The 17,866-nt window shown below is 40.1% G+C and carries 20 protein-coding genes and 1 tRNA gene; 5 read left to right on the top strand and 16 right to left on the bottom strand.

The window, feature by feature from the left end:
- Nucleotides 1-59: 59 nt before the first annotated feature.
- On the top strand, nt 60-728 hold the full coding sequence (locus ACFSVN_RS06910; protein ID WP_390300394.1) for a 3-keto-disaccharide hydrolase: 669 nt from the start codon (nt 60-62) through the stop codon (nt 726-728).
- 219 nt (nt 729-947) lie between these two features.
- Nucleotides 948-3,407, top strand: a complete 2,460-nt coding sequence (locus tag ACFSVN_RS06905) for a c-type cytochrome (protein WP_390300392.1) — start codon at nt 948-950, stop codon at nt 3,405-3,407.
- Nucleotides 3,408-3,549: 142 nt separating this feature from the next.
- Here the strand turns inward: ACFSVN_RS06905 and ACFSVN_RS06900 are convergent, their stop codons facing one another.
- The 16 genes from ACFSVN_RS06900 to ACFSVN_RS06825 all read right to left on the bottom strand — a co-directional run bounded on the left by ACFSVN_RS06900 (nt 3,550) and on the right by ACFSVN_RS06825 (nt 15,329).
- Nucleotides 3,550-3,696, bottom strand: a complete 147-nt coding sequence (locus tag ACFSVN_RS06900) for a hypothetical protein (protein ID WP_390300390.1) — start codon at nt 3,694-3,696, stop codon at nt 3,550-3,552.
- Nucleotides 3,697-4,006: 310 nt separating this feature from the next.
- Complete coding sequence (locus ACFSVN_RS06895) at nt 4,007-4,471, bottom strand: hypothetical protein (protein ID WP_390300388.1); 465 nt, start codon at nt 4,469-4,471, stop codon at nt 4,007-4,009.
- Between the two features lie 499 nt (nt 4,472-4,970).
- On the bottom strand, nt 4,971-5,684 hold the full coding sequence (locus ACFSVN_RS06890) for an SDR family NAD(P)-dependent oxidoreductase (protein ID WP_390300386.1): 714 nt from the start codon (nt 5,682-5,684) through the stop codon (nt 4,971-4,973).
- Complete coding sequence (locus ACFSVN_RS06885; RefSeq protein ID WP_390300384.1) at nt 5,684-6,334, bottom strand: 7-carboxy-7-deazaguanine synthase QueE; 651 nt, start codon at nt 6,332-6,334, stop codon at nt 5,684-5,686. Before ACFSVN_RS06885 ends, ACFSVN_RS06890 begins: the two co-directional genes overlap by 1 nt.
- The gene (locus ACFSVN_RS06880; RefSeq protein ID WP_390300382.1) at nt 6,335-6,715 is read right to left on the bottom strand and encodes a 6-pyruvoyl trahydropterin synthase family protein; all 381 of its coding nucleotides are present in this window, start codon (nt 6,713-6,715) and stop codon (nt 6,335-6,337) included. It lies immediately after the preceding gene.
- A 99-nt stretch (nt 6,716-6,814) separates the two neighbouring features.
- A complete protein-coding gene (locus ACFSVN_RS06875; protein ID WP_390300380.1) occupies nt 6,815-7,405 on the bottom strand; it encodes a redoxin family protein in 591 nt (196 codons plus the stop codon).
- 126 nt (nt 7,406-7,531) lie between these two features.
- Nucleotides 7,532-7,876 carry an MGMT family protein gene (locus ACFSVN_RS06870; RefSeq protein WP_390300378.1) on the bottom strand — a complete coding sequence of 115 codons (345 nt, stop codon included), beginning with the start codon at nt 7,874-7,876 and terminating at the stop codon, nt 7,532-7,534.
- The gene (locus ACFSVN_RS06865) at nt 7,873-8,730 is read right to left on the bottom strand and encodes a Rossmann-like and DUF2520 domain-containing protein (RefSeq protein WP_390300376.1); all 858 of its coding nucleotides are present in this window, start codon (nt 8,728-8,730) and stop codon (nt 7,873-7,875) included. Before ACFSVN_RS06865 ends, ACFSVN_RS06870 begins: the two co-directional genes overlap by 4 nt.
- Nucleotides 8,731-8,732: 2 nt before the next feature.
- Nucleotides 8,733-9,485: an AmmeMemoRadiSam system protein B gene (gene amrB / locus ACFSVN_RS06860; protein ID WP_390300374.1), complete on the bottom strand. Its 753-nt coding sequence runs from the start codon at nt 9,483-9,485 to the stop codon at nt 8,733-8,735.
- Between the two features lie 104 nt (nt 9,486-9,589).
- A complete protein-coding gene (locus tag ACFSVN_RS06855) occupies nt 9,590-10,228 on the bottom strand; it encodes a 4'-phosphopantetheinyl transferase family protein (RefSeq protein WP_390302306.1) in 639 nt (212 codons plus the stop codon).
- Nucleotides 10,229-10,291: 63 nt separating this feature from the next.
- Nucleotides 10,292-10,380: transfer RNA gene (locus tag ACFSVN_RS06850), tRNA-Ser, on the bottom strand.
- 68 nt (nt 10,381-10,448) lie between these two features.
- A complete protein-coding gene (locus ACFSVN_RS06845; RefSeq protein ID WP_390300372.1) occupies nt 10,449-11,069 on the bottom strand; it encodes an energy transducer TonB in 621 nt (206 codons plus the stop codon).
- Nucleotides 11,070-11,122: 53 nt separating this feature from the next.
- Complete coding sequence (locus tag ACFSVN_RS06840) at nt 11,123-11,851, bottom strand: lysophospholipid acyltransferase family protein (protein ID WP_390300370.1); 729 nt, start codon at nt 11,849-11,851, stop codon at nt 11,123-11,125.
- On the bottom strand, nt 11,848-12,786 hold the full coding sequence (gene murQ / locus ACFSVN_RS06835; protein ID WP_390300368.1) for an N-acetylmuramic acid 6-phosphate etherase: 939 nt from the start codon (nt 12,784-12,786) through the stop codon (nt 11,848-11,850). Before murQ ends, ACFSVN_RS06840 begins: the two co-directional genes overlap by 4 nt.
- Before the next feature lie 5 nt (nt 12,787-12,791).
- On the bottom strand, nt 12,792-14,282 hold the full coding sequence (gene accC / locus ACFSVN_RS06830) for an acetyl-CoA carboxylase biotin carboxylase subunit (RefSeq protein ID WP_390300366.1): 1,491 nt from the start codon (nt 14,280-14,282) through the stop codon (nt 12,792-12,794).
- A gap of 72 nt (nt 14,283-14,354) precedes the next feature.
- Complete coding sequence (locus ACFSVN_RS06825; RefSeq protein ID WP_390300364.1) at nt 14,355-15,329, bottom strand: phytoene/squalene synthase family protein; 975 nt, start codon at nt 15,327-15,329, stop codon at nt 14,355-14,357.
- A 199-nt stretch (nt 15,330-15,528) separates the two neighbouring features.
- Between ACFSVN_RS06825 and ACFSVN_RS06820 the strand changes: the two genes are divergently transcribed.
- The 3 genes from ACFSVN_RS06820 to ACFSVN_RS06810 are packed head-to-tail and all read left to right on the top strand — an operon-like array spanning nt 15,529 to nt 17,866.
- Complete coding sequence (locus ACFSVN_RS06820) at nt 15,529-16,545, top strand: LacI family DNA-binding transcriptional regulator (RefSeq protein WP_390300362.1); 1,017 nt, start codon at nt 15,529-15,531, stop codon at nt 16,543-16,545.
- Nucleotides 16,545-17,498 (top strand): phosphoribosylaminoimidazolesuccinocarboxamide synthase, encoded by a 954-nt coding sequence (locus tag ACFSVN_RS06815; RefSeq protein WP_390300360.1) that lies wholly within the window; start codon nt 16,545-16,547, stop codon nt 17,496-17,498. Before ACFSVN_RS06820 ends, ACFSVN_RS06815 begins: the two co-directional genes overlap by 1 nt.
- Entirely contained in the window at nt 17,495-17,866 is a 372-nt protein-coding gene (locus tag ACFSVN_RS06810) for a cupin domain-containing protein (protein ID WP_390300358.1), read from the top strand. The genes ACFSVN_RS06815 and ACFSVN_RS06810 overlap by 4 nt, the downstream gene beginning before the upstream one ends.

Below are 17,866 nucleotides of genomic sequence, written 5' to 3'. Positions count from 1 at the left end.
TTAAACTATGTTCTGAAATGAAGAACTTATCATCGATTTATTTTCTAATCATACCAATCTTGATCTTCTCAACATGCACTCAAGAAATAGCTGAATCACAACCTGATAACAGCTTTCGTGAGATCTTGACAGAAAATACCTTAGATGAATGGAAAGGAAACCCTAGCCACTGGCGATTTGAAGATGGAGTCCTTACAGGCGAGACAACTCCTGATAACATCATTATTGAGCACTCTTTCTTTATCTGGAATGAAGAGCTGACTGAAGACTTTGAACTTAAATTAGAGTATAGAATTTCTGACAGCGGTAACAGTGGAATTAACTATCGAAGTGAAACTGTAGAAGGAAAAGAGTTTGTATTGCGTGGCTACCAGGCAGATATAGATGGGAACAATGAATATACCGGACAATTATATGAGGATAAAGGCAGAGCTTTTCTGGCTCGCAGGGGTCAGGTTACAATAATTGATGCAGGAAATCAGGTTCATGAAATAGGCTCATTGGGAAATGCAGATGACCTATTAGCTCATATAGAGACTGATGGATGGAATTCGTATAAAATTATAGCAAAAGAAAACACTTTGATACATGTAATAAATGGCCGCGTAATGAGTATAGGCACCGATCATGGAAGTAAAATGAAGGAAGATGGCTTGCTTGGATTTCAGTTACACCTTGGGCCTCCCATGAAGGTTGAATACCGGAATATTTTATTTAGAAAACTTTAGCGAATAAGGCCTCGCAACTAGAATTATTAAAACTGCACCAATGAGAAGAACTTCTACAAGATCCTTACTCCAATTATTTACCCTCTCACTTTTATTTTTTCCGGTTGTAGTTCAAATCCTGATTCACAGGATATCTCAACCTTAGATTCTGATCAAGATATCTCAGATAGTCCGGAAATTATTACACTGCCGGGCTTTGAGGTTCAAGAATTATATTCAGTGCCAAGAGGAAGTCAGAGCACCTGGATATCACTTACTTTAGGTCCTAATGGTCATTTAATAGCATCGGATCAAAGTGATAAAGGTTTTTTTCGAATTATCATATCTGAATCGACCGACTCTGATCTCCCTAATGTTAGAACAAAAGAATTGCTGATGCCGCTTTCCGGGGCTCACGGACTTACTTTTGCCTATGAACACTTATATACAAATGTACCCGGAAAAGGAATTTTTCGGATGCGCGACACCAAGGGCACTGAAGAATTTGATGTAATGGAATATATTGGAGGGCCTGAAAAACTTGCAGAGCATGGAAATCATAGCGTAATTAAAACCCCTGAAAACGATGGATTATTCATCGTAAATGGGAATTATACCCCTGCTCCTGAGCTCACTTCCAGCAGATTACCATCTTGGGATGAAGATATCTTATTGCCACGTCAGTGGGATATGCGCGGGAATGCCCGTGGAATATTTGCCCCCGGTGGGTATATCGCCCGCATGAATCCCGATGGTTCTAAATGGGAGATGTTCAGTATAGGCTATCGCAATCAGTACGATGCAGCAGTGAGTCCTCATGGAGAACTGTTCACCTTTGACTCTGACATGGAGTATGATCTTGGAATGCCGTGGTACCGCCCTACCCGATTATTGCATGTCACAAGTGGAAGTGACTTCGGTTGGAGAAGTGGCAGCGGAAAATGGAAAGAGTATTATGAAGACAGCCTGCCTCCTATTGTGAATATTGGCAGAGGTTCACCGACAGGTCTGGTATTTGGAACAGGGGCTAAGTTTCCGGCTCAATACCAGCATGCACTTTATGGACTTGATTGGCTTTATGGGACAATATATGCCTTCCATCTTACTCCTGAGGGAGCATCATACTCTGCAGAAGTTGAAAAGTTTTTAACCGGAAATGAATTACCGGTCACCGATGCGGTTATCGGTTCAGACGGAGCTTTATATTTCATTACAGGAGGCCGAGCCAACGACACCAAGCTATACAGAGTTATCTATAACGGTAATGAATCCACTACGCCTGCGGAATTACCTCGTAATGAAAAAGCTGCAAATGCAAGGGAATTGAGAAAAGAGTTAGAAGCATATCATGGAAATATAAATTCCCAAGCTATAGCTAAAGCATGGCCTCACCTAAACTCAGATGACCGATACATACGCTACGCGGCAAGGCTTGCTGTTGAATCTCAACCTGTTAGTATATGGGATCAAAAAGCGTTATCTGAGCAAAATTATCAGGCCAGAATTACCGTGATAATGGCCCTTACTCGTTCAGGGGATGTTTCTTATCGACCCCAGGCAAGCCGATCTCTTCTGGAAATCGATATCAACACTCTGGATAAAGAAAAAAAGCTTGGATATCTGCGCTCAATTTCCCTGATATTTACCAGGTTGGGAGAGCCGGAACCAGATCAAAAGAAACAAATTACAGATACTCTAATTGAGTTACTGCCTACTGAAGATCACAGAGTAAACATCGAGTTAGTTCGAATTTTGGTTTATCTCAAAGATACCAGAGTCATTGATAAAGCAATGGATCTTATCGATCAAACTAAAGAGGATCCCGAACCGAATTGGGTTGGTTTACCAAACAACAATGACGGTACCATTCAAAAAATGTTGGAGAACCCTCCCCCCACTAGTAAAATTAAATACGCTTTTTTATTGAAAAATCTTCGCGATGGCTGGACCATAGATCAAAGACGGGAATATTTCACCTTTATCAATAAAGCTGCAGAAGCCCCCGGAGGCTCAAGCTATGGAGGCTATTTAACTAAGATCCGTGAAGATGCTTTGCAGAATGCCAGTGAAGAGGAACACAATGCAGTTTCAGATATAACAGGTGTAAATTTAATTCAGGAACCATCTTTTGATGTACAACCACCCGAAGGACCGGGGAGAGACTGGACCGTTGATGAGGCGCTCGGGGAAGTAGCAGATTACCTTACCAATAGAAATTTTAAAAATGGCAGGAATGCCTTTTTTGCTACAGGGTGTGCATCATGCCATCGTTTTAATGGTTATGGTGGAAATATTGGTCCCGATTTAAGTTCCGTTGGAATGAGAGCTTCTGTTCCGGTTTTACTGGAAGATATCATTGAACCCAATGCGCTTATTTCAGATCAATACAACAGTTCTATTGTCACCCAGACCAATGGAAAAACTGTATCAGGATTGGTTGTTGAAGAGCAAGAACAAGTTAAGATCTACCCAAGAAACCCGGATCAACCTCCTGTAATTGCAGATAAAGAGGAAGTCGCTTCCATAAAGAAATCAGAAATATCACAAATGCCGGAAGGTCTGATAGATCCACTTAGTGAAGATGAACTGAGAGACCTGATTGCCTATCTAAGATCCGGTGGTAATCCTGACAGCCAATTGTTTAAAGAAGGAAGTGGCAGTTCGTCTGGTATTGAAGATCAGGAACATGATCATGATTGACCATAAATCGACCTGATGAATTACGAAGTACATTAGTATTAAAAGATAGTAAGTTGGATTAAGCTATAGAAAAGATACGGGTGGCTTAATCTAAAAATCGGTCAAGGTATGAACCTAAATGCTTAGCATAGAAAAGAGGTTCTTATTCATTCACCCATTTTACAGAATCGCGATAAACTATTACGGTGATAGGAGTTTGACCAGTTCCACTTGGATATCCAATAATCGTGAATGAAGTATGGGTTTTATTAGTGAGTTCAAATCTTCCATTTCCATTAACGCTATCCATTAATAAATCATTGAAAGTAATGTTTTCGAAGGAACTTGCTCCTCCTCCATATACTTCAGGGCGTTCATAATAAGCTATTGATCGACCTACTGCAGTATTTATACCTTCAATTATCGCCGTTCGGCTGGGACTAACTTCTGATCCGGTATCGTTCGTACAGCAACACCAATACTAATTGCTACTAAAACCGTAACTAATATAACAAGTAATAATTCTCTGTTGCCCATAGCTATTTCTCAAGTTTTTTAATATAAAAATGGCTCCTGAGAAAGGAGCCATTTTTCACATCGTTAGTAAAAAACGAGTTGGCTTACTGGTTGCTACAAGTAGCACAGTTCCAGTTAATACCACCTGGTCCAATTTCAGCAATTAAAGGACCGTTTCCTTGAGTTGCTGTTGCGGTAGCTGTTACCGGTCCGTCAATTCTACTTGATGGATGGCCTGAAATTGTAAATACAGTATCAGTAGCAGCTGGTGCAGCGAAAGTATAAACACCATTAGCATTAACAGCAGTTAATCCAGCATTTGCAACTTCATCAGCTGGGAATGCTACAGTATTGAAAGTAATACCTTCCCAGTCACCGCCACCGCCGCCAAGCATTTCAGGCTTCATGAAGTAGCCTTGTGCAGAAGCTGCGAATGTTGCGATGTCCTGACGAACAGCATCGATGTTAGCTGAATCAGCAGCTGATCCAAATGTATTAATAGCCACAACCGTCGCAATACCTACGATGATTGTTACAAGAATAACGAGTAATAATTGTTGTTGACCCAAGATGATCTCCTAGTTGTTGTGTTTTGTTTGTTTGTTGTAAACTGTTTTCAATTTATCTGATGCAAATGTTATGAATAAGTGCGTCAAAGTAAATTAGAAAATATTTAGTGTTGAGTATGTCTTTGTTTCTCTAATAAGAGTGTAGTTCTTGGTAGTTGTTACAAAAGAAATTTCATTAAAATTTTTTAATGTTTTCAAATTTATTTCTTTTAAGCCCAAATTTAATATTGGGAACCAACTCAAACTGTTATACATGTTAGTACTGCTTCCGGATTGATTCTTTTTCTTATAGTGATACGTTTTTCCTAAGGTAGAAAGATCATATGTGATTAGGAATAATTCTTTTCTGCCACCAAACCCCGATCTGATGGATTACCCATCTGATCGATGATACAAGTGCAAAATGACGGATTAATATAATTACAAAACTTGGATCCCCTGAAGCCCTACTCAACCAATCGGTCAGACGGCTTGGAGCCGGCAGACCGTGAGATAGATATCACATAGGTGCTACTTTTCCACCCTGAGGCATCAGTGTTATCTCCTCAACAACACTTCGAATGCTTAATTGCGATAAAGAAATTATCAGTTTCCCTACATCTTCGGGATCAATTAATTTCTCCTGGGCGATATCTACATCTTGCCATGATGTAGAGTAGGTCTGTCCAAGGTTAATAGCTGATACCGCAATCTTGGAATTCATTAATTCCTTTCTTAGCGAGCGTGTGTATCCAAGTAAGGCATGTTTTGACATTGAATAGGCTCCACTGTCTTTTAGACCTTCCAAAGACCCCATAGAACAAATATTGACGATGAGTCCTCTCTCCTTCTTTTCTAATTCAGGAAGAATAGATTTTGTGATGTTGAAAGCACCAAATGCATTGATCTGAAACTGCCTGTCAAATTCTTCAACTGAAGTATCCTTTAATTTTTTAAACAGAAAAGAACCGGCATTGTTAATAATAATTCCTGGATCATAATCAGTAAAGGGAATATTCGAAACAGCATTTTTGTCCGTGATATCAACGGAAATAGTATGAACCTCTGTAGCCCCATCTTCGAGGCATATCTCTTTAGCCTCCTCCAATTCATCCCTATTTCGTGCGATCAGAACAAGAGGGTGATCGGTTTCCCTGGAGAATACTTTCGCAATAGATAGGCCTATTCCTTTGCTTCCACCAGTTATTAAAACAGATGATCGTTGAAAACTCATTATGGTACTTTTAAAAATTTATGTGCCTGAAGGCTTATTCCCCATTCAGGATGTTTCTTAACATATTCCACAATAATATCTATAGATTTTGGGGTTTCCCATTCAGGCTGTAATAGCAGTTTTGTTCCTTCGGGACATTTCGCTGCATTATCTTCAGCCCACTTCAGGTCTTTCTTTGTAAGAACAACAACCTTCAGCTCATCCACATAGTCAAATACTTCCGCAGTTGGTTTTTTAAACCGTTTTGGAGAAAGTGTAATCCAGTCTAACTGTCCTGATAAAGGTGAAGATCCACTTGTTTCAATATGCACCTGTAATCCGGCTGATTTTAATCCCAGAGTCAGAGGAAGCAGGTCATGTAGCAGTGGCTCCCCACCTGTGATAACTGCAAACGGAGCCCCGCTATTCTCAGCTGCATAAACAAGCTCTTTCACGGTTAACCTGGGGTGACCTTCTTCTTCCCAGCTATCTTTGACATCACACCACCAACAATTCACATCACACCCGGCGGTGCGAATGAAATATGAGGCTCGACCTGTATGAGCTCCTTCTCCCTGAATGGTATAAAAGTGTTCCATTACAGGATATTCGACATCCATGAAGTCTTTGGTGTCGGTAAGCGTTTCGGTATGGTTTTCTACTTTAAACATTTAATCCGTGTATTCGACCCAACTTGTTTCTGTTTCCCAAACGGTAACAGTTAATTCAATATCATCCGGAATTCTATTCTTGGTTTCTTTATGAATAAACTCAGCGATCCGTTCAGCAGTAGTATTGTCGGGCATCAATTCATTCAGAAATCCATGGTCAAAACCACCTTTTTCAGAATCTTTCGCAGCCCACTTCAATTCTTTAAAATCACACACCATATCGGGAGTTTCCAGATATTGAGATGGGTTCAACTTGTTTGATTTAGCTGTCATCTTAACTTTATAGGAATGGCCATGCATTCGGCCACACTTACCATCATATCCGTCTATATAATGAGCAGCGTCAAATTTAAATTCAGTATGTAAAGTCCAGGTCGGCATTATTCTCTTTTAGTTCCTTGGATACTTTTTGGTAAAACATCATTCAATAAAAAAGCCACGTTTGTGGCGTGGCTTAAAACTACGGGTTTTTGATGAAAATTACTCAGTCCGCTTGATGGTACATCCTTGAATTTGAGTTCTTCTTTTTTGGATATCGTTTCCACTTGCTATAGTTACTATAGCCTCTTCAAGATGCCTTGAGTTCGCTTCACTACCGTTTTCAGCATTATCATCAATTGCACCGTGGTACACCAATTCAAGATTCTCATCAAATAAAAAGACCTCCGGTGTTCGAGTTGCTCCAAAAGCATCCGCAATAATATGATCTTTGTCCAGAGCATAAATAAAATTATATCCTTGTTTTTGGGCTCGTCTTCTCATGTCTTCCATGGCCTCCCCTCTGTCTCGGGTACGTTCATTCGAATTCAGTGCAATCATACCCACATCATTCTGATTAGCCAGACTTGAAATCTCATTATACCGATCTTCCCATTTTGCTACCCATGGGCAAGTATTACAAGAAAAAATAACAATAAGACCATTATTATCTGCGACATCGGAAAGCGTTGTATTACGATCTGAAGTATCTACGATCACCCTATCCGTTTCAGGGGCATTTGATCCCATTTTCAAAGGGGTAATATTTTGTGCAACTCCACTGACTGTAATTCCTAAGAATATAATCAGCAAACCGTTTATTTTTTTAATCATCTGTACTCCACTTATAGAATTCCCAATCGTTAAAGAAATCAACTATTTATTCTCAGAACCAAAAACCTGACCTAATTATACAGAATGGAGAAGGTATATGCACCTTTAGTTTTCAAGCTCTTCCGGGTCCCAAAAATGTCCCTCCAAGTCTACAGTATATTCTTCTTTAAACTTAATCCCTTCCTGCAACAAACGTTCGCGCATGGTATCCCCTTCAAAATGAGCCCGACCTGTCAATTGACCCAGCCTATTTAAAACACGATGAGCAGGAAGCTCAAACTCAAGATCATAGCTTTGATAATTATTCATGGCATACCCAACCATACGCGCTCCCGATGCTACCCCTAAATACTGAGCGATTGCTCCATAAGAAGTTACTTTTCCCTGAGGAATTTGAGCAACGACCTCATATACTCGTTCATAAAAGTCATTCGGTTTTCCAGAGCTCACGATAACAATTCTTTTATTTTTCCTAATGATGAAGAATGGCCACTTTTCCGTTCAGCAATTTGTAGTGCTTCCAGCCCCAGAGTCTTATATAATACCTGAAGCTTTGGAACTGATTCTAAACTTTGAAGATGTTTCTCGACCGTTTGAGCATCACCCCGGGCTATAGGACCTGTAAGTGAATCCGTAACTCCTAGTTCAGTAATATTGGAAAGTGTACTTTCCATTAGAGGAGCTAATGCTTTGATTGCGGTATGTTCAGGTATATTTCCCTGTGATGAGATCCTTGATACCAAGTCAGCCAATACCACCAAATAATTTGAGGCCACCACAGCTGATGCATGTAAAAATGGTTTGGCTTCCGGTTCAACTCTAAATGAAGAAGCTCCCAGCAATTCAGCTAATTTCTCAAGTATACCCAAAAGCTCTTCATCCCCTTCTATATCGAACCATATATTCTTGAAAGAAACCGTGTTTGAAGTAATCGCCTTAATAGGGTGAAAAGAGGCAATATTAGCTCCTTTTCTTTTTAAAGATTTCAATATTTGTGATGAATGAGTCCCGGAACAATGGATTACATTCAAATTCTCATTAGGGGTGAGAATCTCAGAGAGTTTTTCAGCAACTTCCTTTATAGCATCATCGGAAACCGCTAAGATGATAAAGTCTCCCATAGGTTCTTCAGGACCGGGCAACTCTCTTCCAAAAAAAGAATTCGGAAACTTCCCTTTCACTGAAGGGTTTATTTCAGAACGATTGAATACGGAAACTACTTCTACCTTACATCCAGAAAAAGCATTCAATAATGCTGTACCCACTTGTCCCAATCCAATAATCGAAACGCGGGGTTCATTCATCGCTATGCTATTTGAGGTTGTGTTCGTTTTGCGTATCCACAAATATTATTTGCAGATTCAATATGATCCAGAAATTCAATATCGTATCCCCAGGAACGAGCAACTAATACTCCACTCATAAAAGCCCGTGCACCTTTTACAGTTTTGTCATTACTATTCAGATAATGCATCAGCCCTGATTCTTTATTCTCCACAACCAACGTTCTAAGTTTCTCCAGCTCGTCAGGATTACTTGCAGGTACATCACAACAATACACAATCAATGCATTTTTATGAAGTAATAACTCATCAAGGGTAAAAGCCAGTTCCCGAACAATAGCTGGGTCATAATCTCCAATTTGTAAACTAACCACTTCAAAATCAGAGAAACAAGATTGTAAAATGGGCAGCTGTGTGTAGATACTCATTTCTTTGCTATACCCTTCATCAGCGATAAAAAAATCATCTTCCTCATCACAAAACTCATTCCTTAAATAATCGTTGACGGGTACCTCACCAAATCGGGTTTCGAAAGTTTTGTTGGAAGGCATTGCCAGTTTCTTTTGCAACTGGCCTGTATAAGATTCAATGATAACTACCGTATCAAAATTTTGATTGATTACGGTTTTATACGTCGTGCAAAGCTCCCCAAAATTATGCTCACCAATTTTGTTAGGCACGAAGAGCATACGAACGTGCTCAGCGTTCGTATTTAGATGTTTTGCATTTTTTATCCTGTCCCGGATCTCTTGTTTTGTGAGGGTTTGTACGTCCATGGTGCTGATTGATGGTCTGAATAAATCGTTAAACGAAAAAAAGCCCGAAGACACCATTCCCTAACCAAATGAAAATGGCAACTTTGAGCTTCTTTGAAATTCTATCAAATATGTTTGCTTTGATAAGCTAGTGCTATCTGATGATCGGATTGCCTAAAACTACAAATTTCAATGTATTTATCATTGTAAAATTTTACAGAAATCTGAGAACTTTGATTTTTTACAATTTTAAGCTCATTTAAATTTGTACGTAGTCCGGTTCCCAGAAACTTTACTACTGCTTCCTTTATCGTCCAGACTTGAACAGGCTTAAGTGTAGATACCACTGATCGTTCAGCATCCGATGTTATTCTTTTCAAAACACTTTGACTGATGTCTCTTGATAAAGGCTCTACATCAAGCCCGATATCCAGCTTTTTTGAAATAGCACAGTACACTTTTTCGGGAGAATGAGAGAAGCTTACAAAAATATGTTTTTCATTCCACATAGCATACGGCTTACCCTCCTTGTCTTTCTGAAGCAGAACTTGTTCTGGGTTTATATCCATTTGACAAAGTAAAAACCTAAAGAGCTTTCTGGCTGATATAAACTCCGCCCTTCTCTTTGTGTTCTTAAAAGTGTCATATTCTTTTAGTTCTTCTTTAGAAAGAATATCCAAGGATAAATGTTCCTTTATATCCGCCTCACCAAATATAACGTCCTGCGGGTAGTTCCTTATTTGAGAAGTATCCAGTTCTTTCATCAAGACAAGTATAACGATTTTTAGCGGTAATGAATGAGGTAAGCAAAAAGAAAAGCAAAAATGCGGAGAGGGAGGGATTCGAACCCTCGGTACCCCGTAAGGGGCACACTCGCTTTCCAGGCGAGCCCGTTCGACCGCTCTGGCACCTCTCCGTTTTTTTAAGATGATAGCCCATCGAAGGGCGCCTAAGATAGAAGTATTTAGATCCTATATCAATGAATTAAAAGCCAATTTTAAAACTATTTTGAACATAGGTCTTTACTCGCTCTCCATTGTCTCTTGCCGGAGTGAATCTCCATTTATTGGCTGCCTCCAAAGTAGCTTCAAGAATCCCATAACCTATCTGGTCTACTACTTCATATGAATCCCCATTAAATAGCCTTATCTCAGAAACAACCGCTTCTTCAACTTTACCATCAATCCCCACTAAGAAAGTCACTATGATCTCAGCTTTTATGTTCTGCCTTTTAGCTATATCAGATATTGTTGGCTCAACTATCCGGAATACACGCGGGCTCTGCTCAGGACTTCCCACAAGTTTACCTTCACCGCCGGTTTCAGATGAACCCTCTTCTCCCATGGCATCAAAGTTAGTAATCACCTCATCAAATTCCGGAAAATCGATCTCTTCTTCGATCACTTCATCATTGGGAACAGGAACCGGAATCTGGGGTTTAGGAGGAGCCGCCGGAGCATTGGTTTGTTGTGTTACTATAGCTCGCTCAACATAAATAACTTCATCAGTAAAAGGGTCGTTATAAGATGTTGAAGAATCAACCTGTACAGGCCATAATTTAAGAATCAATAAAAGGATCAATTCGGCACATATTAGCGAAAACATAAAGCGATGCTCATGCTCAAGTTCGCCGTAATATATTTCTCGAATCTTATTGATCAAACAGGTCTCATTTCTTGCAGTTCTTTATTCATAAGCATTCTTACATGGTCTTTTAGTTCCGAAAGGCCCTCAAAGTCTTTCACATCAATAGGGTCTAGGACCCTCAACTTGAAATGCACCTTAGGTTCCAGGTTTCCGGAACCTGACGGCATGGCTATATGTCCACCATTGATAACCATAGGTTGTATTTTAAACCCATGCTCCATCGCCAAAAGGAATGCTCCGTTCTTGAACGGTTTCAGCTCCCCATCCATTGTGCGGGTTCCTTCCGGAAAGATCATTACCGGAACCAGATCTTTCAGTGGCCGGACTAAATTTTCGAGCTTCTTTAGCGCCGTTTTACTGCTCCTATTTATGGTTAGATGTCCTGTAAGCCAAACCAGCCATCCCATTACCGGTATATAGGTTAAGCTTTTCTTGGATACCCACTTCATTTTCCAAGGCAAATGATAGATCACAGCCATATCCAGAAAACTCTGGTGATTACACACAAAAATTGTTGGTTCTTCAGGATCAAATTTTTCCGTGCCCTCAAACTCCATCTTCCACCAAGGACTTGCCATCATCATAAAGCGAGCCATTATTGATAAAGTGAAATTAGGCGCTTTTCGATATCGGTCAAATGGAAAGGTAACCAAGAAAACAGCCGAAATGAGTATAAAAAACACCAAAAATAAAAAGCTGAAGTACGTAAATACGAAAATACTAAACAGAGTTCTCATCATGATTCTTCTAAACTTAAAAGTGCTTTTCGCACAAAACCATTATGCTGGTCTAAAAGATCTTTCGCTTTATCACGATCCACTTTACCCAAAGCCATCATCAATGCTGTTTTCACATGTCCTTCTGCCTCTGATAATAACTCTTCGGCCCTTTCATACTCAACCCCTGAAAAGATCATCAGAATTCGTTTTGCTCGCTCTATCAGTTTTTCGTTTGAGAGCATCAAATCGACCATCACATTTTCATAGATTTTCCCCTGCAGGATCATCGCTCCTGTTGTGATCATGTTCAACACCATTTTTTGTGCTGTACCGCTTTTCATTCGTGTGCTTCCCATAATTACTTCCGGTCCCACCGGGATAGCAACCAAATGATCAACCTTAAGGTCTATCTGTTCATCAGGCACGGTAGTCACTAAAATGGTTCTGCATCCTCTTTTTGAAGCTTCTTTTAATGCTCCGTGTACATACGGAGTACGACCACTTGCAGCAAGGCCACACACTATATCAGGAGGTGCTGCTTCTGCTTCATCAACAGCCTTCACTCCTACATCTTCGGAATCTTCAGCTCCCTCCTGAGCTACAAACATCGCCTGATTTCCTCCCGCAATAAATCCCTTCACTTTTTCAGGATAAACACCAAAAGTTGGAGGACATTCGGCAGCATCCAAAACTCCTAATCGGCCACTTGTCCCGGCTCCGAAATAAAGCAACCTGCCCCCAAGCTGAAAGGCATCACTTACTATTTCTATGATCTCCGAGATAACTGGAAGTTTCTTTTCAACTTCCATGGCTACTTTTTGGTCTTCCTGATTTATAAGCCTGGCAATCTCCAGAGGAGTAGCCAAGTCAATTTCCAGTGTAGCAGAATTACGTCCTTCGGTAGACAAAGACTCAAGTTTGCTGAATAACTTTTTTTTATCAGCTTTTGATCTCACTTGTTTTACTCCCTGCGGTTCTTCCACCACATACTTTCAGCAGATCCGTTCAAAGTGAGAGCCGGTTCTGCTTCGCTTTCGGCCATCCCCTTCAGCAATGCAGCAGCCAAGGCTACATCACTTTCATTTTGTTCAGGCTGCATTTTTTCCGGAGTGAAGTGATCAGGTACAAAATGTGTGTCATATTTAGCGTCAATGAAAGCGGGATGATTCAATGTAAACTCACAAAATGGGATAGTGGTTTTGCATCCGGCTATCTCATACTCACCCAAAGCTCGTAGCATCCTTTTGCGGGCTATTTCCCGATCAGGTCCATGCACACTTAACTTCGAGATCATAGGATCATAATTGATCGTGATCTGCTGCCCCTCTTCAACGCCCGAATCTACACGAATTCCTGACCCGGTAGGAGCTCTGTGTTTCTCAAGTAACCCGGTACTTGGCAAGAAATTATCTGCAGGATCCTCTGCATAAATACGACATTCAATAGCATGTCCGTTTATCTTAAGATCGCTTTGTTTGAAAGGAAGTTCTTTACCCTCAGCAACTAGGATCTGCATAGCAACAAGATCTACTCCTGAGATCATTTCTGTAACCGGATGTTCTACCTGAAGCCTTGTATTCATCTCCAGGAAGTAAAAATTAAGATGTTTATCTACTAAAAATTCGATAGTTCCGGCACCTATATAATCGACAGTTTTGGCTGCTTTAATAGCTGCCTCCGACATATTCTTGCGAAGTTCGGGAGTCAATAAAGCACAAGGCGCTTCCTCGATCACTTTCTGATGACGCCTCTGAACCGAGCATTCCCGATCAAATACATGAAGTACATTTCCGTGCGTATCCGCTATGATCTGAAATTCAACGTGACGAGGTTCCTCAAGATACTTCTCAATGTAGATACGGTCGTCACCAAAAGCATTCCTTGCTTCAGATTTAGCAGCCTTAATACTCGCTTCAAATTCTTCTTTTTTATGAACGATTCGCATACCCTTTCCTCCGCCACCCGCTGCGGCTTTCACCAAAATTGGATAGCCGATATCATCGGCAACACTACGAGCTTCTTCAATATCTTTAAGCTCACTTTTTAAACCGGGAGGTGTGGGTATTCCCGCTTTAGTAACTAATTCACGGGCTTCGGTCTTATCGCCCATCAGGGTGATCGCTTTGGGCTCCGGCCCTATAAATATGATATTCTCTTTCTTACATTGTTCCGCAAAAGCAGCATTCTCACTCAAAAATCCATATCCTGGGTGAACAGCATCTGCTCCGGTTTTTTTAACGGCATCAATGATTTTATCGATTACAAGGTAACTCTCAGAGGAAGCTGCCTCTCCTATGAAAACAGATTCATCAGCATGAAGTACATGAGGTGCATGTGCGTCAGGACGGGAATACACCGCGACCGTTTCAATACCCATTTCCTTACAGGTGTGAATGACCCTTAATGCAATTTCTCCTCGATTTGCGATTAGTACTTTCTTTATTTCAGCCATAGATAAAATCTTGTTTTCTTTTTGTCCAATGATAGGACTTTACAATAAGATTCTCCAAGCTAAAAAAAGATTTTAACTGGCAGTTTTCATCTCCAGCAGAACACGGGGTAACATGGAAAGCTTTTCAGTGTAATTGAGGTAAGCCCTGTTATCAAACACATTGTAATTATTCTCTTCGATCTTATCCAAAATTCGGCTGTAATTGTGACGAGCAAGATATACCGGGAGTCTGCTATCACTTGAAAGCAGTGGAATACCAAAATCTGCCTTTGAGTAATATTCATTGGTACGTTCTATCTGAAATTTCATAAGGTTGGTAAACTTTTCGTTTACCTTGCCCTCAAAAAGTTCTTCTTCAGTGATGTCAAATTTCTTAAGATCATCCTGTGGAATATATATTCGCCCCCTTCTAAGATCCTCACCTACATCTCTGAGTATATTAGTAAGCTGCATGGCAATACCGAGATCGACTGCATAATCCAGCGCATCGTTATCTACATATCCAAAAACTTCACTCGTCATTAATCCAACAACCGAGGCAACTTTATAGGAGTAATCATATACTTCCTCGAAGGTTTCAAATCGATCTTTTACAAGGTCCATTTTTACTCCTTCCATCAAAAGAAAAGGTAATTCTATAGATATCTGATACTTTTTAAGGGTATCAGAAAAAGCTGTCAGGATTGGATTATCTACTATTTTTCCATCATAAACATCGATCAGACGTTGTTTAAAAAGTTCCAGTTTTTCATCTACCTGATCTATGGTGATCTTTTGGTCATGGATTAGATCTTCAGCCTCGTCAACAAGATCATCCAGATATCTACACAAGCCATAAATAGCAAATATCCCCCTCTGCTTGTCATTAGGAAGGAAGCGGGTAGCCATATAAAAAGTTTTTGCATGTTTTCTGGTTATAAGCCGGCAATGCGAATAGGCACTCTTTAGCCCGTCATCCTGCAGATCTTCAATAACTGACCTATGAAAACTGGTCTTCTCATACAGAGGACGAATCAGGTGATATGAAATACTTAGTATATTTGTCATTTCTTAAATTTTCTCTCTTCCTAAGCTTTTTTTATTCGGAAAAAGTTCCCGCCTACTCATAGTTAATTCTATTTATACTCTATAACATTTTGAAAAGAAGATGTTTATACTTGAATACAGTAAATGGTTATATTGAGGTAATATTATGTTCTTATGTTATTAACCTTATTATTATATAATACTAAATAATTCAGGTAAAATGCGCAAAAAAGTAACAATTTATGAGGTCGCTAAAAAGGCCGAGGTAGCCATTTCCACTGTTTCGAGGGTATTAAATGGTTCAGATAATGTTTCGAAGAGCACGAAAGAGAAAGTTCAAAATACTATTAAAGAACTAAATTTCAGACCTCAGGTTAATGCCCGAAAGTTGGCAAGTAAAGAACCGCAGATGCTGGCTATTGCTGTCCCCTCCTTCACGACGCCATATTTCAATGAGGTATTGAAGGGTGTTAAAGATGAAATCAAAAAAATGGATCTTGATATCATCATGTATAACACGGGATCCAAAAATCCGGAAGAAGGAGTACAAAATTTTTTCGATCGCGGTACGGCCGACGCTGTTATTTTATTATCCATTGATGTAAGTGAGTCGGTTCATGAATTAATTCAAGCCACCCAAACACCGGCCGTTCTTGTAAATTCATCCCATCCCGCTTACAATTATTTTATGCTCAACGATTATCGGGGCGGATATCTTGCCGGAGAGCATTTAGTCAATCAGGGCTTTGAACGACTTGGCATGATTACCAGTATCGTTGAATCCAAAACATCAATGGAAAGGATCAGAGGATTCAAAGATGCCCTTAAAAACTATAAAATGACTATTGACAGTGAACTCTTTATGAGCGGTGATACAACCAAACATGGAGGATTTACTGAAGAAGCCGGTTTCGAAGCCATCTATAAATACGAGAAACTTGGGAAATTCCCTGATGCCATTTTCTGCTCAAACGATACTCAGGCAGTGGGAGCTATCTACGCTTTATCAAAACTTGGAATGAAAGTACCGGACGATATTGCCATTATGGGATATGACAATTTAAAGTTGAGTAAATACCTGGAACTGACTACCATTGACCAAAAAATGTATACCATCGGAGTTCAGGCAACCAAACGGTTAGCCGAGATCATCTTGGACCCAGAAGATGAACTCTGCCAAACCACTATCGATCCGGTGCTTGTTAAACGAGGTTCAACCGAAAATAAGAAAGCATAGTGAATACCAATTTCTCTACTCAGGAAGCACTCGATAACTGTATTACTGAAACCCAAATCCCAGACCTTCCCTCCCCCTATAAAGGCAAAGTGCGTGAAGTATATGATCTGGGAGACGAAAAATTAGGCATTGTTGTAACCGACCGGATATCCGCTTTCGATTACATCATGAAGCAAGCCATCCCTTTTAAAGGACAAATTTTGAATAAGCTGGCTGCTTTTTCATTTGACAAGGTAAAGGATATTGTAGCTACACATATCATTGAGGTTCCCCACCCTAATGTAACTATTGCTAAAAAGTGTGAACCCATTCCCATAGAAGTAGTCATTAGAGGCTACCTGACCGGGCATGCCTGGAGAGTTTACAAGTCCGGCAAAAGAGAATTGTGTGGGGTGAAATTACCGGAGGGTCTGAAAGAACATGATAAGTTTCCCACTCCGATCCTTACTCCTGCTACCAAGGCAACAGAAGGCCATGACGAAGACATTTCTGAAAAAGAAATCCTATCCCGTAAAATTGTATCTCCTGAGCTTTGGAATGAGATCAAGGAAGTTGCTTTCAAACTATTTGAGCGAGGTACAGCCATAGCTACAGAACAAGACCTTATTCTTGTAGATACAAAATATGAGTTTGGGTTATTCAACAATGAGCTTACACTGATCGATGAAGTTCATACCACCGATTCTTCCCGCTATTTTTATAAAGATGGGCATGAAGAACGTCAGGCTAGTGGCCAGGGGCAAAAACAGCTTTCAAAAGAGTTTCTTCGCGAATGGCTAATGGAGCATAATTTCCAGGGATTAGAGGGACAATCACTTCCTGATCTTCCGGATGAATTCAGAATGGAAGTTTTTGAACGGTATGCTGAACTTTTTGAAATGCTGACCGGGAATAAATTCGAACCGGTTTTAGAAAAAGATTTCAATAAAACTTTAGCAACCATATTCTCATGATCGATAAAGCAAACTTACTTTCAAAATTTGAGCAGATCAATGAATATTGGACACCAAAGATCATCGCTGAACTCAATGATCAATATGTTAAACTCGCCAAACTTAAAGGTGAATTTATCTGGCATGATCATGAGAACGAAGACGAACTTTTCTATATCGTTAAAGGGCAGCTTCATCTGAAATTTAAAGACAGGGACGATATCCTTCTTTCTGAAGGAGAAGTGTATGTGGTTCCGGCAGGAGTTGAACACCTTCCGATAGCTGAGCCAGAATGCTGGGTATTGTTAGTGGAGCCCAAAAGCACTGCCCATACCGGCTCAATACAGAGTGAAAGAACCGTTCAGGTTGAAGATCAAAATTGGATCTGA

Origin of the sequence: Gracilimonas halophila (assembly GCF_042684365.1) — a bacterium.
Lineage (GTDB): Bacteria > Bacteroidota > Rhodothermia > Balneolales > Balneolaceae > Gracilimonas > Gracilimonas halophila.
The sequence above is the reverse complement of the archived record's forward strand: the minus strand, read 5'-3'. Positions and strand labels throughout refer to the sequence as shown.

Coding starts and splice junctions, on each gene's coding strand:
- ACFSVN_RS06900 (WP_390300390.1), bottom strand. CDS start 3,696: ATGGATAGCGTTAATGGAAATGGAAGATTTGAACTCACTAATAAAACC.
- ACFSVN_RS06890 (WP_390300386.1), bottom strand. CDS start 5,684: ATGAGTTTTCAACGATCATCTGTTTTAATAACTGGTGGAAGCAAAGGA.
- ACFSVN_RS06885 (WP_390300384.1), bottom strand. CDS start 6,334: ATGTTTAAAGTAGAAAACCATACCGAAACGCTTACCGACACCAAAGAC.
- ACFSVN_RS06880 (WP_390300382.1), bottom strand. CDS start 6,715: ATGCCGACCTGGACTTTACATACTGAATTTAAATTTGACGCTGCTCAT.
- ACFSVN_RS06865 (WP_390300376.1), bottom strand. CDS start 8,730: ATGAATGAACCCCGCGTTTCGATTATTGGATTGGGACAAGTGGGTACA.
- amrB (WP_390300374.1), bottom strand. CDS start 9,485: ATGGACGTACAAACCCTCACAAAACAAGAGATCCGGGACAGGATAAAA.
- ACFSVN_RS06855 (WP_390302306.1), bottom strand. CDS start 10,228: ATGAAAGAACTGGATACTTCTCAAATAAGGAACTACCCGCAGGACGTT.
- ACFSVN_RS06845 (WP_390300372.1), bottom strand. CDS start 11,069: ATGTTTTCGCTAATATGTGCCGAATTGATCCTTTTATTGATTCTTAAA.
- ACFSVN_RS06840 (WP_390300370.1), bottom strand. CDS start 11,851: ATGATGAGAACTCTGTTTAGTATTTTCGTATTTACGTACTTCAGCTTT.
- accC (WP_390300366.1), bottom strand. CDS start 14,282: ATGGCTGAAATAAAGAAAGTACTAATCGCAAATCGAGGAGAAATTGCA.
- ACFSVN_RS06825 (WP_390300364.1), bottom strand. CDS start 15,329: ATGACAAATATACTAAGTATTTCATATCACCTGATTCGTCCTCTGTAT.
- ACFSVN_RS06820 (WP_390300362.1), top strand. CDS start 15,529: ATGCGCAAAAAAGTAACAATTTATGAGGTCGCTAAAAAGGCCGAGGTA.
- ACFSVN_RS06810 (WP_390300358.1), top strand. CDS start 17,495: ATGATCGATAAAGCAAACTTACTTTCAAAATTTGAGCAGATCAATGAA.